The organism is Klebsiella sp. CTHL.F3a (assembly GCF_019890895.1).
GTDB lineage: Bacteria > Pseudomonadota > Gammaproteobacteria > Enterobacterales > Enterobacteriaceae > Klebsiella > Klebsiella grimontii.
The window spans coordinates 1,829,090-1,844,603 of sequence record NZ_CP082360.1 but is presented as its reverse complement, the minus strand read 5'-3'; the positions used below and the strand labels follow the sequence as shown (position 1 = coordinate 1,844,603).

14 protein-coding genes and 1 pseudogene are annotated in these 15,514 nt (G+C 57.7%); 6 read left to right on the top strand and 9 right to left on the bottom strand.

The genetic code is table 11. The features are described from left to right. The first annotated feature begins 39 nt into the window (after window positions 1–39). Window positions 40–774 carry a class I SAM-dependent methyltransferase gene (locus K7H21_RS08800; RefSeq protein WP_049112290.1) on the top strand — a complete coding sequence of 245 codons (735 nt, stop codon included), beginning with the start codon at window positions 40–42 and terminating at the stop codon, window positions 772–774. A gap of 102 nt (window positions 775–876) precedes the next feature. Here the strand turns inward: K7H21_RS08800 and K7H21_RS08795 are convergent, their stop codons facing one another. The 9 genes and pseudogenes from K7H21_RS08795 to mhbT form a co-directional block, all read right to left on the bottom strand. Further along, complete coding sequence (locus K7H21_RS08795) at window positions 877–2,271, bottom strand: glycoside hydrolase family 1 protein (RefSeq protein ID WP_142471439.1); 1,395 nt, start codon at window positions 2,269–2,271, stop codon at window positions 877–879. 17 nt (window positions 2,272–2,288) lie between these two features. Next, window positions 2,289–4,260, bottom strand: a pseudogene (gene bglF / locus K7H21_RS08790) (PTS beta-glucoside transporter subunit IIABC). Window positions 4,261–4,313: 53 nt separating this feature from the next. Continuing rightward, complete coding sequence (bglG, locus tag K7H21_RS08785) at window positions 4,314–5,147, bottom strand: transcriptional antiterminator BglG (RefSeq protein ID WP_004122830.1); 834 nt, start codon at window positions 5,145–5,147, stop codon at window positions 4,314–4,316. 152 nt (window positions 5,148–5,299) lie between these two features. Continuing rightward, on the bottom strand, window positions 5,300–6,238 hold the full coding sequence (gene dusC / locus K7H21_RS08780; protein ID WP_142481757.1) for a tRNA dihydrouridine(16) synthase DusC: 939 nt from the start codon (window positions 6,236–6,238) through the stop codon (window positions 5,300–5,302). 173 nt (window positions 6,239–6,411) lie between these two features. After that, window positions 6,412–7,605, bottom strand: coding sequence for a 3-hydroxybenzoate 6-monooxygenase (locus K7H21_RS08775; protein ID WP_004122835.1), 1,194 nt, complete (start codon window positions 7,603–7,605; stop codon window positions 6,412–6,414). Between the two features lie 8 nt (window positions 7,606–7,613). Next, on the bottom strand, window positions 7,614–8,258 hold the full coding sequence (gene maiA, locus K7H21_RS08770) for a maleylacetoacetate isomerase (RefSeq protein WP_049112284.1): 645 nt from the start codon (window positions 8,256–8,258) through the stop codon (window positions 7,614–7,616). A gap of 8 nt (window positions 8,259–8,266) precedes the next feature. Next, window positions 8,267–8,965 carry a fumarylacetoacetate hydrolase family protein gene (locus K7H21_RS08765; RefSeq protein WP_112165634.1) on the bottom strand — a complete coding sequence of 233 codons (699 nt, stop codon included), beginning with the start codon at window positions 8,963–8,965 and terminating at the stop codon, window positions 8,267–8,269. Between the two features lie 23 nt (window positions 8,966–8,988). Next, window positions 8,989–10,026 carry a gentisate 1,2-dioxygenase gene (gene gtdA / locus K7H21_RS08760; protein ID WP_004122841.1) on the bottom strand — a complete coding sequence of 346 codons (1,038 nt, stop codon included), beginning with the start codon at window positions 10,024–10,026 and terminating at the stop codon, window positions 8,989–8,991. A gap of 11 nt (window positions 10,027–10,037) precedes the next feature. After that, a complete protein-coding gene (mhbT, locus tag K7H21_RS08755) occupies window positions 10,038–11,396 on the bottom strand; it encodes a 3-hydroxybenzoate transporter MhbT (RefSeq protein ID WP_123829081.1) in 1,359 nt (452 codons plus the stop codon). A gap of 128 nt (window positions 11,397–11,524) precedes the next feature. Here mhbT and K7H21_RS08750 point away from each other — a divergent pair, with 128 nt between their 5' ends. The 5 genes from K7H21_RS08750 to sanA all read left to right on the top strand — a co-directional run bounded on the left by K7H21_RS08750 (window position 11,525) and on the right by sanA (window position 15,507). Then, on the top strand, window positions 11,525–12,442 hold the full coding sequence (locus tag K7H21_RS08750) for a LysR substrate-binding domain-containing protein (protein WP_223035710.1): 918 nt from the start codon (window positions 11,525–11,527) through the stop codon (window positions 12,440–12,442). Between the two features lie 121 nt (window positions 12,443–12,563). Beyond that, window positions 12,564–12,962 carry a CidA/LrgA family protein gene (locus tag K7H21_RS08745; protein ID WP_004122849.1) on the top strand — a complete coding sequence of 133 codons (399 nt, stop codon included), beginning with the start codon at window positions 12,564–12,566 and terminating at the stop codon, window positions 12,960–12,962. Beyond that, window positions 12,959–13,654 carry a CidB/LrgB family autolysis modulator gene (locus K7H21_RS08740; protein ID WP_004122851.1) on the top strand — a complete coding sequence of 232 codons (696 nt, stop codon included), beginning with the start codon at window positions 12,959–12,961 and terminating at the stop codon, window positions 13,652–13,654. Before K7H21_RS08745 ends, K7H21_RS08740 begins: the two co-directional genes overlap by 4 nt. A 127-nt stretch (window positions 13,655–13,781) precedes the next feature. Next, window positions 13,782–14,666 (top strand): cytidine deaminase, encoded by an 885-nt coding sequence (cdd, locus tag K7H21_RS08735; protein WP_223035709.1) that lies wholly within the window; start codon window positions 13,782–13,784, stop codon window positions 14,664–14,666. 124 nt (window positions 14,667–14,790) lie between these two features. Next, window positions 14,791–15,507 (top strand): outer membrane permeability protein SanA, encoded by a 717-nt coding sequence (sanA, locus tag K7H21_RS08730; RefSeq protein WP_004122854.1) that lies wholly within the window; start codon window positions 14,791–14,793, stop codon window positions 15,505–15,507. Window positions 15,508–15,514: the final 7 nt, after the last annotated feature.

Sequence of the window (15,514 nt, the reverse complement as noted above, 5' to 3'; positions counted from 1 at the left end):
CTATTAGCAGGCTAAAAATAAACTTCTCATGGAGTGAAAATGAGTCAGAACATCTATGACGATCCCGCTTTTTTTGCCGGATACGCCACCCTCGACCGTTCAGTCAAAGGGTTGGAAGGCGCGCCTGAGTGGCCAACCCTTCAGCAAATGCTTCCACCGTTATCCGGTTTACGCGTCGTCGATCTTGGCTGCGGCTACGGCTGGTTTTGCCGCTGGGCCCGTGACCAGGGCGCCGTGCAGGTGGACGGGCTGGATCTCTCCAGCCGTATGCTGGATCGCGCCCGCGAAATGACCCACGGCGAAGGTATTCGCTATCGCTGCGAAGATCTCCAGACGCTTACCCTGCCCGCCGATAGCTGCGAGCTGGTCTATAGCTCGCTGGCGCTGCACTATCTGCCCGACGTCGCGCCGCTGTTCGCCACCGTTTACCAGGCGCTGACGCCCGGCGGCACGCTGCTGTTTTCCGCTGAACATCCCATCTACACCGCCCCGCCGCAGCAGGGCTGGCAGGTGGATGAGAACGGACAGAAAAGTTGGCCGGTGAGCCACTACCAGCAGGAGGGCGAGCGCATCAGCAACTGGTTTGCCGACGGAGTGAAAAAACAGCACCGCAAGCTATCCACCTGGATAAACCAGTTGATCGCCGCCGGTTTTATCATCGAGCATCTGGATGAGTGGGGACCGACGGCGGAGCAGATTGCCGCTCAGCCGGCGCTGGATGAAGAAAAAGAGCGGCCGATGATTTTCCTCCTGCGCGCGCGCAAGCCGGCGTAATACGCAAAATGGCCCGGAGGTTATCCGGGCCATAAGAATGATGTCAGCTTCCGTGCTCGCATTTTATTAGCTGGCAGCTAACGCTTTACCTGTCCAGAGCAATCACTCTTTTAAGCTGCCGCCGTTGGTGGCAATCACCTCTTTATACCACCAGAAGCTCTTCTTGCGGCTGCGCGCCAGGGTGCCGTTGCCTTCATCGTCGCGATCGACATAGATAAAACCGTAGCGTTTGGACATCTCCGCCTTCGACGCGCTCACCAGGTCGATAGGCCCCCAGCTGGTGTAGCCCATCAGCTCAACGCCGTCCTCTATGGCCTCACGAACCTGCACCAGATGGTCGTTAAGGTAGCTGATCCGGTAATCGTCGTTGATGCTGCCGTCGGCTTCCACCTTATCCTTGGCGCCCAGGCCGTTTTCCACAATAAACAACGGTTTCTGATAGCGATCCCACAGCACGTTCAGCAGCGTGCGCAGACCGAGCGGGTCAATCTGCCAGCCCCATTCCGAGCTTGCCAGGTGCGGGTTCGGCACCATGCTGAGAATATTGCCGCGCGCTTTTTTGTTCAGCTCTTCGTCGGCGGTCACGCAGCCGGTCATATAGTAGCTGAAGGAGATAAAGTCGACGGTCTCTTTCAGGGCGGCGCGATCGGCATCGGTTATTTCGAGATTAATGCCGTTGTCGCGGAAATAGCGCAGCATATAGCCCGGGTAAGCGCCGCGGCACTGGACATCGCCAAAGAACTGCCAGCTGCGGTTCTGCTGCAGGGTTTCAAAAATATCGTCCGGTTTGCAGCTGAGCGGATACATCAGGCCGCCGAGCAGCATATTGCCGATTTTGCCCTCTGGCACGATGTCATGACAGGCCTTTGCCGCCAGCGCGCTCGCCACCAGCTGATGGTGAATAGCCTGGTAGACTTCCGCTTTGCTGCTGTCGGCCGGCAGACCGACGCCGGTCATCGGCGCGTGCAGGGACATATTGATTTCATTGAAGGTCAGCCACAGTTTGACCTTCGCCTGGTAGCGCTCAAACACCGTACGGGCATAGCGCTCGAAGAAGCCAATCACTTTGCGATTGCCCCAGCCGCCGTAGTTTTTTACCAGCGCCCACGGCATCTCATAGTGGGACAGGGTCACCAGCGGAGTAATATTGTGCTTCGCCATTTCATCAAACAGCTTATCGTAAAAGGCCAGCCCGGCTTCGTTTGGCTGCGCCTCATCGCCGTTAGGGAAAATACGTGCCCAGGCAATTGATACGCGCAGGCAGTTAAAGCCCATCTCGGCAAAGAGGCTGATATCTTCCGGATAACGGTGGTAAAAATCGATGGCGATATCCTTAATGCCGCTATCGCCGGGTACGCGCTCTACCACATCGCCAAATACGCCGCGCGGCTGGACGTCAGAAGTGGTTAATCCCTTCCCGTCTTCCAGATAAGCGCCTTCGACCTGATTTGCCGCGGTCGCGCCGCCCCATAAAAACGCCTGCGGGAATCTCTTCATTCATCTCTCTCCTGTGATTAACGGGTTATAGACAACAGCGGCTGACCGGCTTCCACCGCGCTGGCGGAGACCATGTCGAGAGCACGATAATCATCGCTGTTGCTGATAATAATGGGCGTCGCCAGATCAAAGCCGGCGTCCAGGATCGCCTGGCGGTCAAACTCCAGCAGCAGGTCGCCCGCTTTGATTTTGTCGCCCTCTTTTACATGGGCGGTAAACGGCACGCCATCGAGCTTAACGGTGTCGATGCCAACGTGGATGAGCAGCTCAATGCCGCTGTCACTCAGCAGACCGATGGCGTGTTTGGTTTGAAAAATGGAAGCGACTTCGCCCGAGAACGGCGCGATAACCTTGCCCACTGAGGGAATAATCGCCACGCCCTTGCCCAACAGACCGCTGGCGAAGGTACTGTCAGGCACCTGATCCAGCGCCAGAACGCTGCCGGTCATCGGCGCCAGGATATCGTTTTCCGAGGCCGGAGCCACGACAACCGCAGCCTGCTCAGCGCTGCTGCGCGGCAGTCCGGCGACGAGGGTGAGTACGCAGGCGATGATTAACGAGGCAAACATCCCCGCCGCGCCGCCCCACACCGTAGCGTCAATGCCCTCCGGCGGGATCATTTGCGCCAGCGTGAAAATGTTACCGAAACCAAAAGAGTAGACGTGGCTGTCGCTAAAACCAACCATCGCGCCGCCGATGGCGCCAGCAACGCAGCCGAAGATAAAGGGACGGCGTAAAGGCAGGTTCAGACCATAAATCGCCGGCTCGGTCACGCCGAAGATCCCGGCGGAAACCGCAGAACCCGCCAGCACTTTTTGCCGCGCATCGCGAGTGCGCAGGAAAATCCCCAGCGCGGCGCCCACCTGGCCCATCACCGCAGGCAGCAGCATCGGCATCATCGAATCATGGCCCAGCACGGCGAGGTTGTTAATCATTAACGGTATCAATCCCCAGTGCAGGCCGAAGATAACGCATACCTGCCACAGCGCCCCCATCGCCGCGCCGGCAAGCCAGGGCGCAACCTGATAGATAAACTGATAACCATTGGCCAGCAGCTGGCTCAGCCAGGTGGCTACGGGGCCGATAATCAGAAACGTGAGCGGTACGACGACGGCGAGGCAAATCGCCGGCGTGAAGAAGTTCTTCATTGAGGAAGGCAGTATCGCGTTGCTGCGTTTTTCAATCCAGCAGCTGACCCACGAAGCGAGGATAATCGGAATGACCGAGGAGCTGTAATTGATAAAGGTCACGGGAATGCCGAGAAAATACTCCGTCGCGGCGCCGGGCGCCATGCTGGCGTCAAACGCTTGAATCATCAGCGGATGGGTTAACGCGCCGCCGATCACCATGGTAATAAAGGGGTTGCCGCCAAATTTCTTGCCTGCGGTATAGCCGAGAAACAGCGGGAAAAAGAAGAACAGCGCATCGCTGGCGGCAAACCAGATTTTGTAGGTTGCCTGCTGCGTCGTTAACCAGCCGCAAACCACCGCCAGCGCCAGCAAGCCTTTGAGGATCCCCGAGGCCGCCAGGACGCCGATAAACGGGGTGAAAATACCGGAAACAATGTCGATAAGCTGGCCGATAATCGACACTTTTTCGCCTTTTACCGCCACCGGCTCACTGTCATCCGTCAGGCCGGCTTCGCCGCGCACCGCCAGCCAGACATCGTGCACGTGATTACCGATAACCACCTGAAACTGGCCGCCGCTTTCGACGACCATAATGACGCCAGGGTTCGCCTTCAGTCCTTCGGCATCCGCCTTCTTGCTATCTTTGAGCTTAAAACGCAGCCGTGTAGCGCAGTGAACCAGACTCACAATATTCTCTCTGCCGCCTACCCGAGTGAGAATATCCTGCGCGAGTGCTTTATATTCCATGCTGTTTTTCCTTACTTCCGCTGCCCGCAGGCATCGTTAACTGAGTATTAAAAATAAAAAAACCCGAGAACAACGCCGTGTAGGCGTTGCGCTCAGGTTTTGCCTGCGTAATGCAGTAACAATCCAGTTGTAGAGTGGGAGCTATGCGCCAGGCCCGATCGGCGCTTAGCGTCCCTCTTTTCTCACCCGTTCAATATGAATGGCGAGAAACATAATCTCTTCCGTCGTCAGCGGCCGCTGATAGCTCTTTTGCAGGTGCCGGGCGACGGTTTCCGCACACTTCCACGCTTTAGGGTAGTTATCCTTTACCGCGCTGTGCAGCGTCACATCATCATCTTCAACCACCGTTCGCGTCAGCATACGCTGGGCGAAAAACTTGAGATGGGTGACAAAGCGCTGGTAGCTCAGCGACTCTTCGTCGTAGTTCAGCGTCAGCTGATACTTCACCAGCTGCAGGATCTCCTGCATGACCCGGGTCACGTGCATCACTTCCGGCATTTCGCTGTTGAGCTGCGCCGTGACCAGATGCAGGGCGATAAAACCCGCTTCATCTTCGGCCAGTTCAACCCCGAGCCGTTTGCTGACGATCGCCCGCGCCTCCTGCCCTAACTCAAATTCCTTCGGATACAGCCGCTTTATTTCCCACAGCAGCACATTACGAATGGCGATGCCCTTCTTCTGCCGCTCAATCGCAAAGTGGCAGTGGTCGGTCAGGGTAATGTACAAACTATCCTGTAACTTACCGAGACGACCGCGCGCCAGATCGATGATCCGATCGCAGGTCGTCATCACTTCTAACGGTATTTGACTGAGTAATTCACCTAAACGGCCAACCAGTTCATCGCTCTGTAGCGCGAAGACCTTTTCAATTTTACTTTCATCAAGAGAGTCACCAACGCGTTTTTGAAAGGCAAGCCCTCGGCCCATGACTACCTGTTCGCGCTGCTGCTCATCAACAACCACCACTACATTATTATTAAGTACTTTGGCGATTTGCATATGAACCCCAAAAACAAAAAAACCTGACCCCGACGGATGCCAGGAAATCAGGTTTTGCCTGCCGGAGCAGTAACAATCGGTAGTGAGTATTTCACTGTCCGCCGGGTAATCTCAATGGGACAAGCTAAAAAATGTGATGCCGGTCAGATAGTTTAGCTACGCCAGTCGTTAATCGTGCGCGCAATGCTGGTTGAATCCTGTAGGGTGCGTACCGCGCTGAACAGCTCAGCAGCCTCAAGGTATTCTTTACGCAAATAGCTCAGCCACTGTTTGATACGCGCGACGTGATAAAGGCCGGTGTCGCCCTGCTTTTCCAGACGGGTGTATTTTTGCAGCAGTTCGACCACCTGCGGCCAGGGCATACGCGGTTCGTTATATTTTATCACCCGGCTCAGGTTTGGAACGTTCAGGGCGCCGCGACCAATCATCACCGAGGCGCAGCCGGTCGCGGCCAGGCAATCCTGGGCGCTTTGCCAGTCCCAGATTTCGCCGTTGGCCACCACTGGAATAGTCAGGCGCTGACGGATTTCGCCAATGGCCTGCCAGTCGATGCGCTCCGCTTTATAGCCGTCCTCTTTGGTGCGACCGTGCACCACCAGCTCGCTGGCTCCGGCCTGCTGGACCGCATCGGCAATTTCAAATCGCCGCTCGCCGCTGTCCCAGCCAAGCCGTACTTTTACCGTGACCGGCAGATGGCCGGGAACCGCCTCGCGCATCGCTTTCGCGCCGCGATAGATAAGCTCAGGGTCTTTAAGCAGCGTCGCCCCGCCGCCGCTGCCGTTTACCAGCTTTGACGGGCAGCCGCAGTTGAGGTCAACGCCCCAGGAACCGAGCTCGACCGCGCGAGCGGCGTTTTCCGCCAGCCACTGCGGATACTGCCCGAGCAGCTGCACGCGCACGCGGGTGCCGGACGGCGTCAGGCTGTTGTTATGCAGTTCCGGACACAGTCTGTAGAACGATTTTACCGGCAGGAGCTGATCCACCACGCGCAAGAATTCAGTGATGCAGAGATCGTAATCATTCACTTCGGTCAGCAGCTCGCGCACCAGCGAATCGAGCACGCCTTCCATCGGCGCCAGTAGTACACGCATATTGTTTTTTCATTGCCCGGAAAAAAGAGGCGCTATGTTAGCGCCTCTGGATGCGGGTTGAAAGGGGCCAATATCGGTTTTCCCTGCCGCGGCTCTGCTGCTTCCCGGCTTGCACTGCGCTTAGCCGGGCTACAAGGTCACCTCTGTTTGCGACCCGGGAAATGCAAAGCCGCTTAACGTGCTTCCAGGCAGTTATCCTCTTTCCAGCCGTACAGCCACTCGATGCCGCGATAAAACTCGCTCTGGGTTTTGCCTTTCCACAGCAGGTTGCGTACCTGGCGCTCAACGCCGGCGGCGTGATAGACCCGCCCCATTTCACGCGTCGACCAGACGATCCGCGCGGTACGCGGAATACGAACCGACTCATACAGCGCGAAAGCGCGGGCGGCGTCGCCGTCGCACTGCGCCAGCGCTTTACCCAGCGTCACCGCATCTTCCAGCGCCATACAGGCCCCCTGGGCCATATACTGCGCCACCGGATGCGCGGCATCGCCGACCAGCGTAATACGATCGTTGCCCCATTTCTCTACCGGCTCGCGGTCGGCGGTGGACCAGCGGCGCCAGGAGGTCGGCTTATCCAGCATCTGCCGGGGACGCGGGTGGATACCTTTAAAGTAGGAGAGCACCTCTTCTTTACTGCCGTCGCGCACGCCCCACTCTTCTGTTTCCCGGCTGTGAAAGGTCACCACCAGGTTGTACTGCTTGCCGCCGCGCAGCGGGTAATGTACCAGGTGGCAGTGCGGACCGGCCCACAGCACCGGCGCATTGATGCGTAAATCATCCGGCATGTCGGCGGCATCGACGACCGCACGATAGACCACGTGGCCGGTGACCCGCGGCGAATCGCCCAGCAGGCTTTGGCGCACCACAGACTTACCGCCGTCGCAGCCGATCAGAATATCCGCCGTCCAGCTGTTGCCTTTATCATCAAAAACCGTCACGTCATCGGCGGTCTGGCGGATATCCACCACCTGCGTCGAGGTGCGATACTCGACAGCCGGATGGGTCAGCGCGGCTTCCCAGACGGTGGCGTGGATGTCTACCCGGTGGATCACCGCATACGGCCCACCAAAATGGTCGCGGAACGCCTGTCCGGTCTCAATATGCACCACCTCTTCACCGTTGACCGCATCCATCATGGTGATATGATCGGTAAAGACCGCACGCTGACGGGCGACTTCGCCGACGCCGAGGCTGTCCAGCGCCGAGAACGCGTTAGGGCCAAGCTGGATCCCGGCGCCGATTTCGCCGATTTCATGGGCCTTTTCCAGCAGCATGACCTTGATGCCCTGGCGCGCCAGAGAGAGAGCGGTAGCTGCCCCGCCAATCCCACCGCCGACAATGATTGCTCGCATTACTTTTGCCATGTTGCCTCCTAAGCCGGGATCTTATCTTGTTGGTTTTCCGGCGCAGCGGCGATAAACGCCGGCAGCCGGGTGCAGGCGTCATAGACCGCCTGACAGCGTGGATAGTGGCTGAGATCGCAGCCCATCCTCAAGGCGTTGGCCCACTGCGGTACCAGACAGCAGTCCGCCAGGGTAGGCGCATCGCCCACGCAAAAATCGCCGGATTTCGCGTGGCGCAATAGCTGCTCGACGGCGCTGAATCCCTGCTGGATCCAGTGCGCATACCAGCGCTTTTTATCCTCTTCGCTTACCTTCAGTTCGTCGCCAAGGTAGCGTAAAACGCGCATGTTGTTTATTGGGTGAATATCGCAGGCGATGGCGTAAACAATCTCCAGCACCCGCATCCGCGCGCTGTCGTCCTGAGGCAGCAGCAGCGGCTGCGGATAGTGCCGATCCAGCCAGTCGGCAATCGCCAGCGACTGGCCGAGAGATTCGCCATCATCGGTGATCAACGTTGGCACCAGGCCAACCGGATTCAGCCGCCGGTATTCCAGCGCGTTCTGCTGACCAATGCGGATGTTGACCCCCACGCTCTGGTAGTCAATGCCCTTCAGCGCCAGCGCAATCCGCACGCGATATGACGCCGAGCTATTAAAAAAACTGTACAGCTTCATCATTCACCTCACACCACACGCACGGCGATTGGCGTCAGACCCTCTACATTGCCGGTGATCACATCGCCTTTCACCACCGCGCCGACGCCTTCCGGCGTGCCGGTAAAAATCAGATCGCCTGGCTGCAGCTCAAAGAAGCCGGAAAGATAGCTGATGGTTTCATTGACCGACCAGATCAGGTGGCGAATATCGCTGCGCTGATGATCTTCCCCGTTCACCTGCAGCCAAATTCCGGCCTGGTTCACGTCCGCCGTATCCGCTTTGTGCAGCGGCGCAATCGGCGCGGAAAGGTCAAAAGCTTTACCAATCTCCCACGGACGGCCCATCTGGCGCATCTCCATCTGGCGATCGCGGCGGGTCATATCCAGCCCCGTGGCATAGCCCCAGATATACTCGTGGGCCTGCTCCTGCGGGATATCGCTTCCCTGTTTGCCAATCGCCACCACCAGCTCAATTTCATAGTGATAGTTATCGGTTTGCGTCGGATACGGCAGGTTCAGCGTTTCTCCCGCGGCGACGGGCACCACCGCATCGGCTGGCTTACAGAAGAAAAACGGCGGTTCACGATCCGGGTCAAAGCCCATTTCACGCGCGTGGGCGGCATAGTTGCGGCCCACGCAGTAAACGCGGCGCACCGGAAACTGCTCATCGCTGCCGACAACTGGAACGCTAATCGGGGCCTGGGGGGCAAAAACGTATTGAGTCATGATGGATTCCTTATTCTTCATTTTTAATAACGCGCTTCGCGGAACAGGCCGAGCGCTTCCTGCACGGGACGGTCCGAAAAGCTGAATAACACGGTATCTTCGGCAGAGTTAAAAGAGACGGCGTGCCAGGTCGGCACCACGAAGATATCTTTTGCCTGGAAAGTGAAGGTCTGTTCGCCAATGGTGACCTGGCCGCTACCTTCCACCACATGATAGATAGTGCTGTCGGTGGTTTTCGCCGCGCGTGAGGTAAACCCTTGCGGTAACAGCTGCAGGAAAGCGCCCATCGACGGCATCGGATAGCCGCCGGTAACCGGATTGACGTAGCGCATTTTATAGCCGTCCCACTCGTCGGCATCGCCCATTCGCGTCAGGTCGTGCAGCGCTTCGCGACTGCGGTCGTAACGATAGTTAAAGATGGGCGAAGAGTTACCCACCTGATGGCGCAGCGGCAACATATTGGCGGCGTAGCGCGGCAGGTAGTCTCCCTCCTTGCGGGTCACCGGCTGCTGATCTTCCGGGTAATCCTCAGCAAAAGCGCAGCCCAAATAGTTCACCAGCGGCAGGTCGAGACCATCGAGCCAGACCACCGGCTCATTGCCGGGGTTGCCGTGATCGTGCCAGCGCCACTGCGGAGTCAGAATAAAATCCCCGGCGCGCATGGCGGTGCGTTCGCCATCAACGGCGGTAAACGCCCCCTCGCCTTCCACGACAAAGCGCAGCGCCGACTGGTTGTGCCGATGGCTCGGCGCTACCTCTCCGGGCATGATCAGCTGTAAACCAGCATACAGCGATGAGGTAATCGATGACTGTCCGCGCAGCGCCGGGTTCTCCAGCACCAGCACGCGGCGTATCGCTTCTTTCGCGCCAATCAGCTCGCCGCTTTTCATCAGCAGCGGACGAATCTCCTGATAATTCCAGTAGGCCGGGGCGCAGGTGGCGTTCGGCGTTTTCGGCACCAGGTGGTGCAGGGATTCCCAAAGCGGCGTCAGGTTTTGCCCGGAAATATGCTGATAGTACTGCTGACGATCTTTATTGATTTCCATTGAAGATTGAGTCATGAGCGTTCTCCTTATTTATTCACGATGCCCGCAGAAGGCAACGCGGCAGGTACAGATGTTGGGTTGCGGACGGCAAGCGTCAGCAGGACAAGCATCACGGCGCTAACGACGGCCGGTACTGCGATAACAAAAAACAGGGTGTCAAAAGAGAAATTCATCGCCATCATCACGCCGCCGGAGAGCGAGCCAACGATGGCGCCGCAGCGGCCGACCGCGTTTGACCAGCTCACACCGGTCGCGCGGCTTTGGGTGGGATACAGAGTGGCGGTTAACGCATTGAGGCCGACCTGCGAACCGCTGATGCCAATCCCGGTGCCGAAAATCGCCAGCGCCATCAGCCACAGGCCGTTCTCGCTCAGGCCAATCATGACGATACACACCGCCCCCAGGCCGTAGCTCAGCGCCAGCACCCGATAGGGATTGAAGCGATCCATCAGCACGCCGAGCAGCAAGGCGCCGAAGGTACCGCCAATCTGGAAGGCGGCGGTGACCCACGAAGCGTGCTGTAAATCAATCCCCCGATGGTTAAGCAGCGTCGGCATCCAGCTGGAGAGCAGATAGATAATCAACAGGCTCATAAAGAACACCACCCATAACATTAAGGTGATGGCCAGCTGACGCCCGGCGAACAGCTGGCTGATGCTGCCCTTCGCCGCTGCGGCAGGCTCATCAAGCCAGAAATGGGTATCGGTATAGCGTTCGCCGGTTATTGCGCCAACGTTTTTGGCTATCACCGCTTGCGGGAGCTGGCGACGGATCTGCCAGCGCGGAGACTCGGGAAGCAGCGGTATCAGCGCCACCGCCAGCGTCAACGGTAAAACGCCGCCGAGAACCAGAATGCCGTGCCAGCCAATCAGCGGGACCAGCTGCGCGCTGACCACGCCGCCGAACGCCGAGCCGAGTGTGAATCCACAAAACATCAGGGTCACCAGCGCCCCACGCCGCCGGGCAGGCAGATATTCCGAGGTCATGGTAATGGTATTAGGCATCGCGCCGCCGAGGCCGAGCCCGGTCAGGAAACGCAGGAACACCAGCATCTGTAGATCGGGGGCAAACGCGGAAAGCAGGCTGAACAGGCCGAATAGAGCGACGCAGAACTCAATTACCCGTTTACGGCCAAAGCGGTCGGAGAGCGGACCGCAGAGCAGCGCCCCGGCGGTCAGGCCCAGCAGCCCTGCGCCAAATAACGGCGCGAGGTCACCGGCGGTGAGTTGCCAATGACTACGGATATCCGGGGCGATGAAACCAATCGCCGCCGTATCGAAACCATCGAGCATGACCACCAGGAAACAGCAGATAATCACGCGCCATTGTCGGGCGCCGACCGGCGCGGCATTGAGTAGTTTTTGTAGTTCAAGTCGTTGAGTCATGGTTATGCCTCAGAGCAGGTAGGGAGGTAGATGTTGTATTTATTTCTTTTATGTTGCGATTTTGTAAGCATGGCAATGAAATGTACAATGGTATTTCGGGCATAGACATAACCTGGAGGTTATACCTAATGGTGAACTGGACGCAGAAACTCAAGCTGCATCATTTACAGATGCTGGTGGCGCTGGGGGAGCAAGGCAATCTCACGCAGGTGGCGAAAATGATTAACATTACTCAGCCCGCGCTCTCCAAATGGCTCGGCCAGTTTGAAGAGGAAGTCGGCATGACTTTGTTCGAACGCCATAGCAAAGGCCTGCGCCCGACCGAAGGCGGAAAGCTGCTGCTTCAGCACGCCCAGCGGCTGATTAACGATATGTCGCGTTCGCAGTATGAAATCGAGCGTTTTAAACAGGGCGGACAGGTGGGCAGCCTGATGATTGGCTGTTCGCCGGTGGCGACCGACTGCGTCTCACAGGCAATTCTTGAACTGCTCAAAGAGATGCCGACTCTGCACCTGAATATCGAAGAAAAGGTTATGACGCCGCTGCTTAACGATCTGCTCGCCGGCGTGGTTGATGTCGTTGTCGGACGCGTTGGCGGGCGGGCGCTGGAACTGCCGCTGAGCTACCGGGTGCTCTACACCGAACCGGTCTGCTTTGTCGCCCGCCCCGATCACCCGCTGGCCCAGAAACCGCAATTAAGCTGGGCCGACCTCTCCTCCTGGCGCTGGATTGTCTGGCCCACCGGCACGCCAATTCGCCTGAGCATCGACAACGCGCTGGTGGATAACGGCGTGATGCTGCCGGAGAATACTATCGAATCGGCCTCGATGAACGTGACCAGCAACCTGCTGCAGAGTAGCGATATGGTCTCAATTCTCTCCTTGCGCCTGGCGCAGCGCTACGCGGCCCAGCACCAGCTGGCGATTCTTAATTTGCCGCGCATTGAACAAAAAGGTAGCGTTGGGGTGTTCTGGCGAAAAAGTGAAACACCGTCGTTGGCGCTGAGCCGGTTTCTGCACTGCCTGTCGCTGCAATCTACACTCTGATAGCCGTCCGTTTTGCTGTTCCCCGTCTCTATTGCAGGTATGCGTAGAATTCATGATGTGATCGGTAGCACATTTCTGGCTTTAATTGTATGATGAATGCGGTTCATCAAGGGTTATTACCATGAGTAAATCACTGATTATTGTCTGGCAGTATCTGCGCGCTTTCGTGCTCATCTACGCCTGCCTGTATGCGGGCATTTTTCTCTCTTCGCTACTGCCGATCGCTATTCCCGGCAGCATTATTGGCATGCTGATTCTGTTTTTTCTGCTGGCGCTGCAGATCATGCCGCCACAGTGGGTCAACCCCGGCTGCAACATTCTGATTCGCTATATGGCGCTGCTATTTGTGCCTATCGGCGTCGGCGTCATGCAGTACTGGGATTTACTGCGCGCGCAGTTTGGCCCGGTGGTGGTTTCCTGCGCGATAAGCACGTTGGTCGTCTTTTTAGTCGTCAGCTGGAGTTCACACCTGGTTCACGGTGAGCGCAAAGTGGTTGGACAAAAAGGAAGTGAAGAATGATCCATGAAATCTGGTGGTCGCTGCCGCTAACCCTGGCCGTCTTTTTCCTTGCCCGCAGGCTGGCGGCGCGGTTTAAATTTCCGCTGCTCAACCCGCTGCTGGTGGCGATGGTGGTGCTGATACCTTTTCTGCTGATTACCGGCATCTCCTACGAGCGCTATTTCCTCGGCAGCAAAATTCTTAATGACCTGCTGCAGCCGGCGGTGGTGGCGTTGGCCTTTCCTTTGTATGAGCAGCTGCACCAAATCCGCGCCCGCTGGAAGTCAATCATCACCATCTGCTTTATCGGCAGCGTGGTGGCGATGGTCACCGGCACTACCGTTGCCCTGATGATGGGCGCAACCCCGCAGATTGCCGCCTCTATTTTGCCGAAATCGGTGACGACGCCGATTGCCATGGCGGTGAGCAGCAGCATTGGCGGGATCCCGGCGATCAGCGCGGTGTGCGTGATTTTCGTCGGCATTCTCGGCGCGGTCTTTGGCCACACCCTGCTGAATGTGATGCGCATTCGCACCAAAGCCTCGCGCGGGCTGTCGATGGGCACCGCATCCCACGCCCTGGGGACCGCCCGTTGCGCTGAACTCGACTATCAGGAAGGGGCATTCAGCTCGCTGGCGCTGGTGCTTTGCGGGATCATTACCTCGCTGGTCGCGCCGTTCTTATTTCCGCTTATTTTAGCTGTTGTTGGATAATTGTGATTTGAATCACATTTTTAAATGCAACACGAATTAGTTGCAATGACAATGAGATGTTTATCACATATACAGGCTGTCACCCCCCGTACACTAGATTTCCATTACATTGTTATGAGGCAACGCCATGCACCCACGTTTTCAAGCTGTTCTTCCCCAACTGGCGGCGGACCTGCAAGCGGCCATCGCCCCGATGCTGGCCGATCGGCATTTCCCGGCCCTGCTGAATGCAGACCAGGTTGCGGCGCTGCAAAGCGCAACGGGGCTGGATGAAGACGCGCTGGCCTTTGCTTTGCTGCCGCTGGCGGCGGCCTGCGCGAGGGCCGATCTGTCGCATTTTAACGTCGGCGCGATTGCCCGCGGCATCAGCGGTACCTGGTACTTCGGCGGAAATATGGAATTTCTCGGCGCCACCATGCAGCAAACCGTGCACGCCGAACAAAGCGCCATCAGCCATGCCTGGCTGCGCGGCGAAAAATCCCTGCGGGCGATTACCGTTAACTACACTCCCTGCGGCCACTGCCGACAGTTTATGAACGAGCTGAACAGCGGCCTGGCGCTGCGCATCCACCTCCCCGGTCGCGAGGCGCATTCGCTGCAGCACTATTTGCCGGACGCTTTCGGCCCGAAAGATCTGGACATTAAAATACTGCTGATGGATGAGCAGGACCACGGCTTCCCGCTCAGTGGCGACGCGCTGGCTCAGGCGGCGATTCAGGCGGCCAACCGTTGCCACATGCCTTACAGCAATTCGCCATCCGGCGTTGCGCTGGAGCTGAAAGACGGTACCCTTTTCACCGGCAGCTATGCCGAGAACGCCGCTTTTAACCCGACGCTGCCTCCGCTACAGGGCGCGCTAAATCTACTGAGCCTCAATGGATACGATTACCCGGATATCCAGCGCGCGATTCTGGCCGAGAAGGCCGATGCGGCGCTAATTCAGTGGGACTCCACCGCAGCGACGCTAAAGGCGCTGGGCTGCCATAATATCGATCGCGTACTGTTAGGTTAGTCACATTCTGCGGGCCAAACGGCCCGCACTGTTGAAAATCCCCGCAATTAAACGACGGTTTCTTGCGCTTGCCCGACGGGTAAAGTAGCCTGAAGCTTCCCTCATCCACTATTGAGCCAGGTTCATGTTAAAGCGTGTGTTATACAGCCTGTTAGTCCTGTTCGGCTTGCTGCTGTTAACCGTGCTGGGTCTCGACCGCTGGATGAGCTGGAAAACCTCTCCCTATATTTACGATGAGCTACAGGACCTGCCCTACCGCCAGGTCGGCGTCGTGCTCGGTACCGCCAAGTACTACCGTACCGGGGTTATCAACCAATATTATCGTTACCGGATTCAGGGCGCGCTGAACGCCTACAACAGCGGCAAAGTGAACTATCTGCTGCTCAGCGGCGATAACGCGCTGCAAAGCTATAACGAGCCGATGACCATGCGCCGCGATTTGATCAAAGCCGGCGTCGATCCGGCGGATATCGTGCTGGACTATGCGGGTTTTCGTACCCTCGATTCGATTGTTCGCACCCGTAAAGTCTTCGATACGAACGACTTTATTATCATTACCCAACGCTTCCATTGCGAGCGGGCGCTGTTTATTGCCCTGCATATGGGGATTCAGGCGCAGTGCTACGCGGTACCGTCGCCAAAAGATATGTGGAGCGTTCGCCTGCGCGAGTTCGGCGCCCGCTTCGGCGCGCTGGCGGATCTCTATATTTTTAAACGCGAGCCGCGCTTTTTAGGCCCGCTGATCCCCATCCCCGCGCAGCAGGAAGTTCCCGACGGCGCGCAGTCCTATCCTGCGGTCACGCCCCAGCAGCTGCTGGAGCTGCAGAAAAAAGAGAAGTAGCCTCGTT